The organism is Leucobacter komagatae, from assembly GCF_006716085.1.
GTDB classification, from domain to species: Bacteria; Actinomycetota; Actinomycetes; order Actinomycetales; family Microbacteriaceae; genus Leucobacter; species Leucobacter komagatae.
The window spans coordinates 1,417,088-1,428,955 of record NZ_VFON01000001.1 but is presented as its reverse complement, the minus strand read 5'-3'; the positions used below and the strand labels follow the sequence as shown (position 1 = coordinate 1,428,955).

Genomic DNA, 11,868 nt, shown 5'->3' with positions numbered 1-11,868 from the left:
AGATGAATCGCGCCGAAGTGCAACCCCTACGAATGCCGCGGGGAGCGCTGGCGCACGCGCACCTGTTAGGGGAGACATGATTACGTGTGAGCGTTTGACCGTCGGCGGGGCCGCCGGTGCCGAAAGGCCGGTGCTTCGTAACCTCAACGCGCGGATCGAACACGGCCGGGTACGCGCCGTCGTCGGCGGCAAGGGTGCGGGGAAGACGGTGCTCGGTTGGGCGCTGCGGGGTGCGCTGTGCCCAGGGCTCTCCCGTACCGCGGGCAGCGTCAGGCTTGGCGACTTCGACCCGCTCGCTCGCGCCGCGACAGCTGAAGCGGCGGGGCACGTCGCCTGGCTAAGTGAGGACGCCGAAGGGGAGCTGCGCGGCGCCGCCACCGTCCGCGACGCGCTCGCCTCGGCGCTCACCGCGCGCTTCCCGGGCATCGCCTTCGATGATTTGACGCTGTGCGCTGCACTCGCGCGCCTCGGGATCAACGACCCGAAGATACTGGACCGCGACCCCGAACTGCTCCCGGCGGGGCTGCGGCGCAGGGTCGCGCTCGCGCAGGCCGTTGCCCGCCCCGCGAGCGCGGGGTCGCCCAAGCTCGTCGTGCTGGATGAGCCGCTCGCCGGCCTCGAGCGCCCCGTCGCTGACGAAGTCATCGACGCGCTCGCGGGGATGCGGCGCGCCATCCGCACGACGGTCATCGTGCTCACCCGTGACCTTGAGCTCGCGCAGCGCTTCGCGGACGAGATCTCCGTGCTCGAAAACGGCCAGATAGTCGAGACCTTTTGCCCGGAGCGCGCCGCGCGCCGCGCGAACGGAGTCACGGCGCGGCCGCTCGCACGGGGCGCCGGTGACGCCCCGGTCGCGGAGGTCGCTGGTGCGACTGCCCGGCCCCGCGCCAAGGTCGTCGCTGAAGCCGCAGCCGTCACTCGTGGTACGACACGGCGGGCGAAGTCGGGGCCGCTCGCACAGGGCCCACTGGCCGCGCCCGCCGCGCTCCCGGCTCTCGAACTGCGCAATTTCGCCGTGACGCTTCCCGGGGCGCTCGGTGCAACGCCGCCGGTCTCCGTCGCGCTTCAGCGCGGGGGAGGGCTCGCGATCACCGGCCCAACAGGCAGCGGAAAAAGCATGCTCGCGCTCGCCCTCGTCGGCGGCGTGAGCCCCAGCTCTGCGCTGCGCATCGGCGGCGACCTGCGCATCGACGGCGCGCTGCAGGAGTCGCGCGCCGCGGCGCGCACCGCGGCCGAGCGTCGCGCGATCCAACTCGTGACCTACTCGACGGAGCGGGCGTCAAGTGAGACGCACACCGTGCGCACGCTCCTGCGGCGGGCAGTGCGGCGGGCGCGGCCCGCGGTGTCGCCAAGCGCCGTCGGCTCGCGCGTTTCTGAGTTGCTCGCGCTCGTCGCGCTCGGGCCCGACAGGCTGCTCGTGCGCGTCTGTGACCTGTCGCGGGCTGAGCAGCTACGGCTCGCCCTCGCGCGGGCGCTTGCCCACGACCCGCGCGTGCTCGTGCTCGACGGCGGCGAGACCGGCGAGGCCGAGGGCTCGGCTGAGTTCTTTGCGGCCTGCGCGCGAGCCCGCCGCAGCGACGGTGTCGCCCTACTCTCGCTCTCGCGTGACGCCGATGCGCTCGGTGAGTGCTGCGACGCAGAGATGAGGATCGGCGGGGGCTCGCCGGTGCCTCTCGCTGGCAGCCTCATCGAGGGCGAGCCCCGGTCAGCGCGCAGGGCCGCCTGAGCGCCCATCGGGCCACCCGAGCTCCCGCGCCTCATTGCGGCGGGGTCTTTTCCTGTATCCCAACAGACTCCGTATGTTTCAATTTGGGCACATAACACGAGTTCCTGGGGTGTGGCTTTGAGAAAAGCTGTGCGTTGTGCCACGTTGTTGAATACATATCGTTCATTCGTACACGTTTTGGCGTGCCAAAAACTGCTAGGAGAATTCAATGAAGATGAAGCTTCGCGCCGCGGCCGTTGTCTCAGCGTCGGCCCTGTTGCTCGCGGGTTGTAGCACCGGTGGTGACGGCGGGACGGGCGGTGACGGTGGCGGCCTCGTCGGCACCGGCTCGGGTGAGAGCTGCGTCATCGAGAGCCCTGTCAAGGTTGGCGCGGCGCTTAGCTTGACCGGCGGCGCTGGCAGCTACGGTGTCTCGCAGCAGCAGGGTCTTGAGCTTGCGCTCGCTGAGCTGAACGAGGCGAAGGGCATTGAGTACAAGCTCAGCGTCGAAGACGACGCATCCGAGCCGCGCCAGGGCATCAGCGTGATGGAGGGGTTCGTCGGCGATGGCACGAGCATCGTGCTCGGCCCGACGCTCTCGAACACCGCCGTTGCGGCCATGCCGATCGCGACTGAGGCGTCCATGCCGGTCATGGGCATCTCGACCACAGCCGGCGGTATCACCGACATCGGCGACTACGTCTTCCGCGACTCGCTCACCGAGGCGCAGGTCATTCCGCAGACCATTGACGCGGTCATCGACGAGTACAGCCTGAAGAAGGTCGTCGTGATGTACTCGAACGATGACGCCTTCACGGAGTCGGGCTACGAGGTCATGGCGGAGGCGCTTGAGGATACAGACGTCGAGGTGCTCGACACGCTGACCTTCTCGAAGGCCGACACCGACTTCCGCAGCCTCCTCACCGCGGCGAAAGACAAGAACCCCGACGCGATCGTCGTGTCGGCGCTCATCGAGGCGGCCATCCCGCTCGTCACGCAGGCGCGTGAGCTCGGCATCGACCAGCCCATCGTTGGCGGCAACGGCTTCAACAACCCGAAGCTCATGGCAGACGCCGGCGCAGCCGCAGAGGGCGTCGTGGTCGGTGCTGCTTGGAACTCGGCATCGGACAACGCCGAGAACCAGGCGTTCCTCACCGCCTACGAAGAGAAGTTCGGCGCACAGCCCGACCAGTTCGCGGCACAGGCGTACTCGGCGCTCTACCTCATCGACGACGCGATCCGCAGCACCTGCTCGGCCGAGCGTTCGGACCTTCGCGACTCGCTTGCGCAGTTGAAGGACGTCGCGACCCCGCTTGGCGCGGTGACGATCAACAAGAACCGTGACGCTGAGCACCCGGCCGTCGTGCAGATCGTGAAGGACGGCAAGTTCGCCGTTCTGCGCTAGACACGCATCACACCGAACGAGGATCACCCATGCAGCAACTGCTCAACGGCCTATTCATAGGCTCGATCTACGCGCTATTCGCCATTGGCTTCACCCTGGTGTTTGGCATTCTTGATCGCTTGAACCTGGCGCACCCCGCCGTGTTCGCGGCGTCAGCTTTCGTCGGCATCGGCCTTGCCGAGGCGTTCGAGCTGTCGATCTGGGTGATCCTCGTCCTGGTGTTCTTGTTTGGGGCCGTCCTCGGCCTCGTCATTGAGCGGGTGGCCTTCCGCCCGCTCAAGAACAGGCCCGACGCCCACTTTGCCGGGCTCATCGCGTCGATCGCGATGGCAGGCATGATCGTCGCCGTGCTGCAGGCATTCTTCGGCCCGCAGACACGACGGTTCCCCGAGGGCACGGCGCCCGAGGGGAAGGTCGAACTCTTTGGCGCGAGCGCGACCTACGTGCAGCTCGCCATCGTGGTGATCTGCATTGGCCTCGTGATCGCGCTCAACGTGCTCGTGAAGCGTTCGTCGCTCGGCCGCTCGATGCGCGCCGTTGCAGAGAACCCGACCGCAGCGCGCGTGCTCGGCATCAACGTCGACCGCGTGACCGCGATGACATTCTCGATCTCGTCGGCGCTCGGAGCCGTCGCCGGTGTGCTCTTCGCGCTCAACGTGAACAGCGCGCAGCTCGGCATGGGCACCGCGATCGAACTGAAGGGCCTCGCGGTCATCATCGTCGGCGGCATGGGTTCCCTTCCCGGCGCCCTCGTCGGTGGGCTCGTGCTCGGCGTCGCCGAAGTCTTCGCGATCCAGTACATCGGCTCGAGCTGGCGCGACTTCATCGCGTTCGCACTCCTGTTCGTCATCCTGCTGCTCATGCCCCAGGGCATCTTCGGCAAGCGGAAGGTGCGCGAGGTCTAGACCATGTTTACTGAATCGGTTCTCGTCTTTATCGCCCTCAACGGCATCTTCGCGTACTCGTTCTACGCGGTGCTCGTCGCGGGCCAGCTCAGCCTCGGTCAGGCCGGCTTCGCCGGTATCGCCGCGTTCGTCGCAGCCACGTTGGCCCCCACTCCCGCGTCGTGGGGCCCGGTGCCGACGCTCATTATCGCGATCCTTATCGGCATGGTCGTCGGTTCGCTCGCCGCCGTGATCCTCGGCCTTCCGACCATGCGCTTGCGCGGTGTGTTCCTCGCGATCGCGACGCTCGGGTTTGCTGAGGGCATTCGCATCTTCATCCTCAACCAGTCGTGGACGGGTGGCGCGCAGGGCATGTCGGTGCCGAAGATTGTCGGCCCCGAGCTCGCCTGGGCGCTCCTCATCGTCGTCGCGTACTGGTTCTGGCGTCAGGGGCGCTCGCGCTACGGTCGCGCGCTCGAAGCGATCCGTGAGGACGAGCTCGCCGCCCGCTCCATCGGGATCGACGTCGGCCGCCACCGCCTCGCCGCCTTCGTATCGGCTGGCGCTATTGCGGGCCTCTACGGCGTGCTGTGGGCGTACTTCATGCGCATCATCACGCCAGAAGACTTCAGCTTCTCGACCGCGATTGATGGTCTCGTAACCGCCGTCGTCGGCGGCTCGACGAACTTCTTTGGCCCGATCCTCGGTTCGGGGTTCCAGACGATGCTCCCTGAGATCCAACGCGCCGTTGGCATCGAGGCTGGCTGGCTGCGCCCGTTTATCTCGGGCTTGCTGCTGCTCATCGTGATCCTGTACCTGCCCGGTGGCATCGCGAGCCTTGTGCCGCGCCGCAAGCAGAAGATCGACGTTGCGGCGCTCACCGCGGCGGGTGCTGCGCCGGCTTCGCTGCGTTCGCACCCTGCCAAGGGTGAAATCGTGGTGCAGCTCGACGGGCTCGCGAAGGAGTACGGCGGCGTGCACGCGGTGCAGGGCGTCGACCTCACGATTCGCAGCGGCGACGTCGTCGGCCTCATCGGCCCGAACGGCGCAGGCAAGACGACGCTCGTGAACATGATCAGCGGACTCATTCCGCCGTCGAGCGGGTCGGCGACCGTGCTCGGGGTCGAGGTGGGGCGCACTCCGGTCCACAAGATCGCGGCGGCGGGTGTGACCCGCACGTTCCAGCACTCGAAGCTGTTCAACAGGCTTACCGCGCTCGAGAACGTGCTCATCGGCACGCACCTCATCGCGAAGCCGACCTTCCTGCGGCGCCTCGTGTGGCTGCCGTCGGCTCGCCGTGACGAGCGCGCGGCGCTTGCGCAGGCCGCCCGCTGCCTCGACCGTGTGGGCCTCGTTGACAAGGCGAACGTCGAGGCGAAGGGCCTCTCGTATGGTGACCAGCGCCGACTCGAGATCGCTCGTGCGCTCGCGGCCGACCCGTCGATCCTGATTCTCGACGAGCCCGCCGCCGGGATGAACCACGTCGAGGCGGAGGCGCTGTCGGAGCTCATCAGGTCGCTCGCGAACGACGGGTTGACCATCATCTTCATCGAGCACAACGTCGGTATGGTGCTCGGCACCTGCGACCACATCGCGGTGCTGAACTTCGGCCAGCTCCTCGCGAGCGGCACCCCAGCCGAGATCGAGGCCGACGAACGCGTCATTGAGGCATACCTTGGCGCCGTGCAGGAATCCGACGCTGAGGTAGCTCCCGGCGCCGATTCGACAAGCGGGAAGGCCTAACCATGGCAGAGCCAATTCTTCGCGTCACCGATCTCAAGGTGACCTACGGCAAGGTGGAGGCCGTGCGCGGCGTCTCGTTCGATGTGCAGGCGGGGTCGCTCGTCACACTCGTCGGCGCGAACGGCGCGGGCAAGTCTTCGATCATCAACGCGATCTCGGGCATCGTGAAACCCTCCGGGGGCAAGGTGCTCTTCGAGGGGCAGGACATCACGAAGACCGGCGCGCACAAGCTCGTGGGCCGGGGCCTCGTGCAGGTTCCCGAAGGGCGCCAGGTGCTCAGCACACTGACCATCGGCGAGAACCTGCAGCTCGGTGCTCGGAAGCTCCGCGGGGGAGCCGCGGCCGCAATCGATGGCATCTACGAGCGCTTCCCCGTGCTCGGCGAGCGGCGGCAGTTGCCCGCGGGCTCGCTGTCGGGTGGCGAGCAGCAGATGCTTGCGATCGGGCGGGCGATGCTCGCGGAGCCGCGGGTGATCTTCATGGACGAGCCGTCGATGGGGCTCGCGCCGAAGATCGTCGACGAGGTCTTCAAGGTTATCGAGGAGATCCGTGCCGGCGGCACCACAGTCGTGCTCGTCGAGCAGAACGCCCGCCGTGCGCTGCAGGCAGCTGACGAGGGTCACATTCTGCAGAACGGCGAGATCGTGCGCTCCGGCACGGGCGCCGAGCTCCTTGCGGACGACGGAATTATTCAGGCATACCTGGGAACTGGTGGTGGAGACAAGTGACGACCGCGCGCGGCGACTCCCTCGGAGCACGCAAGATCAAGCGGAAACTGCCGAAGTGGAGCGAGGTCTCACCGTTCCTCGGGTTTAAGAAGCCCGAGCTTGATCCGGTGGAGCGGCGGCTGCAGAGAGCCCTCACCGTGAAAGACCTTGCTGAGGCGGCGCGCAGGCGCACCCCCAAGTCGGTGTTCTACTACGTGCATGGCGCGGCCGAGGGGGAGCTGTCGATCTGGCGAGCCCGCGACGCGTTCTCGCGCGTGGAGTTTGAGCCGCGTGTGCTCCACGACGTCGCGAACGTTGACACGAGCACGACGATCCTTGGCAAAGAAGCGAGCTTTCCGCTGATCCTTGCCCCGACCGGGTTCACCCGCATGATGCAGCACGAGGGTGAGATCGCGGTCGCGCGGGCCGCCGCCCGAGCAGGGGTGCCGTACACCCTGTCGACGATGGGCACCACCGCGCCCGGCGACCTGCAGGCCGCCGTGCCGACGGGAGACAACTGGTTCCAGCTGTACCTCTGGAAGGATCGCGCGGCGACCAAGCAGCTCATCGACCAGGTGCGGGCCGCGGGCTACGACACCCTCGTCTTGACTGTTGACACCCCCGTCGCGGGGAACCGGCTGCGCGACACCCGCAACGGCCTGACGATCCCGCCGTCGCTGAGCGTGAAAACCTTCGTCGACTTCGCCCTGTACCCAAACTGGTGGGCCAACATCCTTACGACTGAGCCGATCGAATTCGCCAGCCTGAAGTCATTCGATGGCACCGTTGCCGAGCTCGTCGGACAGATGTTCGACCCGAGCCTGAGCCTCGAGGACCTGCAGTGGCTGCGCGACGAGTGGGAGGGCTCGCTCGTCGTGAAGGGCATTCAGTCCGTCGAGGACGCGAAGCGAGTCGTCGAGCTCGGCGTCGACGCGGTCGTGGTCTCGAACCATGGCGGTCGCCAGCTCGACCGGGCACCAACCCCGCTTGAGCTGCTGCCACGCATTGCCGAGGCCGTGAACGGGCGGGCGCAGATTTTCCTCGACACCGGCATCCTGTCGGGCGCCGACGTGCTTGCGGCCGTCGGGTTGGGCGCCGATGCGTGCATGGTCGGACGCGCCTACCTCTACGGCCTCATGGCCGGGGGAGAGCGCGGCGTCGACAGGATGTTCGAGATCATGCGCTCCGAGGCCGTGCGTACGATGCAGCTGACCGGCGTCGACACTCCCCAGGAGATGCGCGGGCGGGTCATGCTCCGCGCTTAGGTCTAAGCCCAGGCCCAGGCCCAAGCACAAGATCTGCAATCGGCAGAAGGTATGCCTCGTGGGCGCTGAGCGGGCATTGGAAAGGTCGATCCCAGGGGTAGGGGCGGGCCATCAAGCGTCGGAGGTGGGCAGCCAAACGCCTGGGGACCAGGGCTCACCTCGATCGTATGCAAACGACAGAAGATATGCGGCTTCAGGCCAGAAGCTCCATCAGCACTGCAGATCCCCAGGCGGTGTGAGAGAGTGAGGCGGGGCTGCGCTCTGGGAAGGGTGGCTGTCGAGACAAGCCACCAGCCGCCCAGCAACCACAACCCCTACTGGGGCGCCGTCACGCCCTGGGGGTCATAGCCAGCCCCGATGAGGCTCTCGGCGCGCTCAGTGTTCGGGCTGAGGTCGAGCATGTCAGCGTGCACGCCGAGGTCGCGGTCTGCGTGCAGCGCCATCGTGTGGGCGGCGTCGCGCACGTCGCGCTCCTCAATCGCCTTCAGCAGAGCACCGTGGTCGAGGTGCATCGTGTCAGAGGAGATGCCGAGGAAGACGACACCGCGGGCAACAGCCCTCCCAAGCACGGTCATGACTCCCGTGTAGAGATCAAGCAGGAGCTTGCTTCCCGACGCCTCAACAATGAGGCGGTGAAACGAATCGGGGCGTGCGATGTCGTTGCAGCGCTCGCAGTTCGCCGGGTTCATGGCAGAACCCTCGGGCGCCTCGTCGAAGGCGAGGCTGCGCTCGTAGCTCGCGCGCAGAGCCGCGAGCTGAGCGTCGCTGCGCTTCACGGCCGCCGTCTGGGCCGCCTCAATCTCGAGCGAGCGGCGGTAGATGAGCACCTCTTCGAGGTCTTGCTCGATCAGAAACTCGGTGAGCAGCGAGCTCACCGGTGTCCGTGCGCGCACAAAAGTGCCAACGCCGGGAACGGGCTCGAGCATGCCGAGGGTCGTGAGTGACCTGACGGCCTCACGCACGGTCGACCGACCGACGCCAATGAGGTCCATGAGCTCAGGCTCTTTCGGGATGAGCTGGCCGATTGGCCACTCACCCGTACTGATGCGCGAACGAAGGAATTCATGAGCCTCGCGCACCTTGTGCGAACCGAGCTGTGTGGAGGACATGCACTGAGTGTACCGAGCGCGCGCCCATTCAGGCGCGGCGCGCGCTCAGGTATCCCTCGGGCACGGTGCAAGCACGGTGCAGCCACAGCGTGGCTCCCGCCCAGCGGGCGGCGGGCGAATACCTAGCCGAGCGTCGAAACCCAGCCGGTGAGCGACTCGAGCCCGGCGACCGTCGCGCCGAGTCCGAGCGCCTGCACGTCGCGACCCTGAACACGCATGAGCTTGTCGTCCGCGGCGGCCGCAACCGTCGCGACTGCCGGGTTCGCGAGCAGTTCAGCGAACATACGGTCGCCTGTACCGTTCATGTCGATGAGCACGATGCCGTCAGGGTTCGCCTCGACGATCTGTTCGGCGCTGATCGGGCCCGTCGCCTCCATGCCGAGCTCATCGGTCACGCTCACCGCGCCGGCAAGGTTGAGCAGGTGCAGCGGGAACGCGCCGCCTGCCGCTGCGAACGGGCGCCCTGCCTGGTTGGTGAGTACGAGCACGCGCGGGGCGTCCCCGGCGTCGGCGCCCGGCGTCTTTGCCGAGTGCTGCTTCAGCCCGTCTTCGATGTCGGATACGACGCCCGCAGCCTCGGTCTCGGCCCCGGTTGCCTGCCCGATAAGGTCGATGTTCTTGGCGAGGATCTCGGGGCTCGTCCACGGGTCGGGCAGCTGCAGCGTGGTGAGGCCGGCCTGCTCAAGCACGGCGCCGATCGACGCCTCGGCGCCGTGGCGGGGGCTCATGACGACAAGGTCAGGCGCCGTCGAGATGACCGTCTCGGTGTCGAGGTTCATGGCGACCGGGAACGTCGCGGGCACCTCCGCCATCTCGTCGACGTGCCCGCCGAGCGCCGGGTTCAACACGGCCTCGGGGATGAGCACGAGCCTGTCGGTCAGCCCGAGCTCAGCGAGCACCTCAGCGCTCTCATAATCGAGCGCGGCAATCGCCTTCGGCTCCGCCTCAATCGTGATGCTGTGGGCCTCACCGCCGCGCCCTGCCGGAATCTCAACCGTCCGCGGGAACCCGGCGGGGGCCTCAGCCGTGTCGCCAGCAGCCTCGGTCTTTGCAGCGTCGGCGGACGTGTCGGGCGCGGTGCAGCCGGTGAGCGCGAACAGTGAGAGCGCGGTGAGCGCGGCTGCCGCGACGGAACGGGTCGTATTCATGAGTGTCCTTGGCTAGTCGTCGGCCGCGAGAATGCGGCGGCCTTGCGGGGTCGTGTGGATGGTGGTGCGCACGCCGTACGCGGCGAACACGCGGTCGGCGCCGAGCACCTCGTGGGGTGCGCCGTTGTGGGAGGCGCCGCCCGGGTCGAGCAGCAGCACGCGGGTGCAGGTGTTGAGCGCAAGGCTCAGGTCGTGGATCGCCGCGATCACGATGCGCCCCTGGTTTCCGAGGCCGCGCATGATCTGCTCGACCGCGCGCTGGTGGGCGAGGTCGAGCGCGCTCGTCGGCTCGTCGAGTATCACGATCGGCGTGTTCTGCGCGAGCACGCGCGCGAGCTGCACGAGCTGCCGCTGGCCGCCGGAGAGCGTCGCGTACCGACGGTCGGCGAGGTGCGCGATCCCGGCGCGAGTGAGAGCCGAACCAACGGTGGCGTGCGGATCCTCACGCGACGACGCCCACGCGCCGACCCCCACGAGCTCCCGCACGAGCAGTTCGCCGGGCGCCCCGTGATCCTGCGCCATGAGCGAGACGAGCTGCGCGCGACGCTTCGCCCGGCTCCGCCCGAGATCCTCCCCGCCGAACGCCGCGGTGCCGTAGCTCGCGACCCCGGAATGCGCGATCGCGCCGAGGAGGGACGACTTCCCGACGCCATTCGGGCCAACGATGCCGAGCACCGTCCCCGGCTCGATCCGCATCGAGAGTGGGTCGCTGAGCGCGACGCTGCCCCGGACCGCGCCGAACCCGTCGAGTTCGAGCGGCTGCAGTTCGCTGGGCGCCGGGATCATGCGCGGCTCTTTCGCAGGAGGAGCGCGAGAAACACGGGCGCCCCCACGAGCGCGGCGACGACGCCCGTCTGCACGACAACCGCGCCGAACGCCGTGCGGGCGATCGTGTCCGCGACGATGAGGAACAGCGCGCCGCCGAGCGCCGCGAGCGGCAGGAGACGCGCGTGCGATGCGCCGACGAGGAGCCGCAGGAAGTGCGGCACGACCAAGCCGACGAAGCTAATGATGCCGCTCACCGCGACGGCCGCGCCCGTCACGAGCGCCGCGACAAGCAACAGTATGGTGCGCTCGCGGGTGACGTTCACGCCCGACGTCGCCGCGATCTGCTCACCGAGCGCGAGGGCATCGAGCGCGCGCACCCGGGTCGCGAGGTAAGCGAGGCCGATGAGGATCGGGCCAACCGCCATCGCCACGTGGTCCCAGCCGCGCAGTTCGAGGTCGCCAGCGAGCCAGAACATGGCGCTGCGCACGAGCGAATCGTCTTTCGCGTTGGCGATGAGAACGTTGATGAGCGCGCCCGCGAGCGCGCTGATGGAGACACCGACGAGAATGATCGTGCCGGGCCCGAGGTCGCGCCGCGAGCGCAGCACGCCGAGCAGGATCAGCGCAACCGTCGCTGCCCCCGCGAACGCGGCAAGCGGAATGCCCCACTGAGCGGTGCCCGAGAAGCCGAGGGTGATGCCGGCGACAGCGCCTACCGCGGCGCCCGCCGAGACGCCGGTGATGCCGGGCTCGGCGAGGGGGTTACGGAGGATGGCCTGCATGACAGTGCCGACCACGGCGAGGGCCGCGCCGACGAGCGCGGCGACGGCGATGCGGGGGAGCCGGATCGACCAGATCACGGTTGCCGCCTGCATGTCGGCCGCCGACGGATTACCGAGGGCGGCGATGGTGTCGGCGGGCGTGAGGCGTACGATACCAAGCATGAGGGAGATGAGCGCGGCTACGCCGAGCGCCAGTGTCCCGACGATGGCGGTCCACATGACGGGGTGTCGTGTGCGGCTCACGGATCTCCTGCTGCCGAATGTGTGCGGGCGTCGATTGGCGCCGGATCCACTCTAGTCATAGGTCAGATCTAATAAGTCAGATCTTTCACATCAGACGTTCAGGTTCGGT

At 67.9% G+C, this 11,868-nt stretch carries 10 protein-coding genes; 6 read left to right on the top strand and 4 right to left on the bottom strand.

Annotation, left to right across the window (positions count from 1 at the left end):
* The first annotated feature begins 76 nt into the window (after window positions 1–76).
* The 6 genes from FB468_RS06625 (at window position 77) to FB468_RS06600 (ending at window position 7,709) form a co-directional block, all read left to right on the top strand.
* On the top strand, window positions 77–1,726 hold the full coding sequence (locus tag FB468_RS06625; protein WP_141886646.1) for an ATP-binding cassette domain-containing protein: 1,650 nt from the start codon (window positions 77–79) through the stop codon (window positions 1,724–1,726).
* A 208-nt stretch (window positions 1,727–1,934) separates the two neighbouring features.
* Window positions 1,935–3,110, top strand: coding sequence for an ABC transporter substrate-binding protein (locus FB468_RS06620; protein ID WP_141886645.1), 1,176 nt, complete (start codon window positions 1,935–1,937; stop codon window positions 3,108–3,110).
* 29 nt (window positions 3,111–3,139) lie between these two features.
* The gene (locus FB468_RS06615; RefSeq protein WP_141886644.1) at window positions 3,140–4,015 is read left to right on the top strand and encodes a branched-chain amino acid ABC transporter permease; all 876 of its coding nucleotides are present in this window, start codon (window positions 3,140–3,142) and stop codon (window positions 4,013–4,015) included.
* 3 nt (window positions 4,016–4,018) lie between these two features.
* Window positions 4,019–5,737 (top strand): branched-chain amino acid ABC transporter ATP-binding protein/permease, encoded by a 1,719-nt coding sequence (locus FB468_RS06610; RefSeq protein WP_141886643.1) that lies wholly within the window; start codon window positions 4,019–4,021, stop codon window positions 5,735–5,737.
* A 2-nt stretch (window positions 5,738–5,739) separates the two neighbouring features.
* On the top strand, window positions 5,740–6,465 hold the full coding sequence (locus FB468_RS06605) for an ABC transporter ATP-binding protein (protein ID WP_141886642.1): 726 nt from the start codon (window positions 5,740–5,742) through the stop codon (window positions 6,463–6,465).
* Window positions 6,462–7,709 (top strand): alpha-hydroxy acid oxidase, encoded by a 1,248-nt coding sequence (locus FB468_RS06600; protein ID WP_246055784.1) that lies wholly within the window; start codon window positions 6,462–6,464, stop codon window positions 7,707–7,709. The genes FB468_RS06605 and FB468_RS06600 overlap by 4 nt, the downstream gene beginning before the upstream one ends.
* Window positions 7,710–8,023: 314 nt before the next feature.
* Here FB468_RS06600 and FB468_RS06595 read toward each other — a convergent pair whose 3' ends face one another.
* The 4 genes from FB468_RS06595 to FB468_RS06580 all read right to left on the bottom strand — a co-directional run bounded on the left by FB468_RS06595 (window position 8,024) and on the right by FB468_RS06580 (window position 11,759).
* Complete coding sequence (locus FB468_RS06595) at window positions 8,024–8,818, bottom strand: FadR/GntR family transcriptional regulator (protein ID WP_141886641.1); 795 nt, start codon at window positions 8,816–8,818, stop codon at window positions 8,024–8,026.
* 122 nt (window positions 8,819–8,940) lie between these two features.
* Window positions 8,941–9,966 (bottom strand): ABC transporter substrate-binding protein, encoded by a 1,026-nt coding sequence (locus FB468_RS06590; protein WP_141886640.1) that lies wholly within the window; start codon window positions 9,964–9,966, stop codon window positions 8,941–8,943.
* A gap of 12 nt (window positions 9,967–9,978) precedes the next feature.
* Entirely contained in the window at window positions 9,979–10,752 is a 774-nt protein-coding gene (locus tag FB468_RS06585) for an ABC transporter ATP-binding protein (RefSeq protein WP_141886639.1), read from the bottom strand.
* Window positions 10,749–11,759, bottom strand: a complete 1,011-nt coding sequence (locus FB468_RS06580; RefSeq protein WP_211359096.1) for a FecCD family ABC transporter permease — start codon at window positions 11,757–11,759, stop codon at window positions 10,749–10,751. Before FB468_RS06580 ends, FB468_RS06585 begins: the two co-directional genes overlap by 4 nt.
* Between the last annotated feature and the right edge of the window lie 109 nt (window positions 11,760–11,868).

Bases quoted from the DNA above. Each gene is read 5' to 3' on its own strand.
- FB468_RS06605 (WP_141886642.1), top strand. From the start codon at position 5,740: ATGGCAGAGCCAATTCTTCGCGTCACCGATCTCAAGGTGACCTACGGC.
- FB468_RS06590 (WP_141886640.1), bottom strand. From the start codon at position 9,966: ATGAATACGACCCGTTCCGTCGCGGCAGCCGCGCTCACCGCGCTCTCA.
- FB468_RS06585 (WP_141886639.1), bottom strand. From the start codon at position 10,752: ATGATCCCGGCGCCCAGCGAACTGCAGCCGCTCGAACTCGACGGGTTC.
- FB468_RS06615 (WP_141886644.1), top strand. From the start codon at position 3,140: ATGCAGCAACTGCTCAACGGCCTATTCATAGGCTCGATCTACGCGCTA.
- FB468_RS06595 (WP_141886641.1), bottom strand. From the start codon at position 8,818: ATGTCCTCCACACAGCTCGGTTCGCACAAGGTGCGCGAGGCTCATGAA.
- FB468_RS06610 (WP_141886643.1), top strand. From the start codon at position 4,019: ATGTTTACTGAATCGGTTCTCGTCTTTATCGCCCTCAACGGCATCTTC.
- FB468_RS06625 (WP_141886646.1), top strand. From the start codon at position 77: ATGATTACGTGTGAGCGTTTGACCGTCGGCGGGGCCGCCGGTGCCGAA.
- FB468_RS06620 (WP_141886645.1), top strand. From the start codon at position 1,935: ATGAAGATGAAGCTTCGCGCCGCGGCCGTTGTCTCAGCGTCGGCCCTG.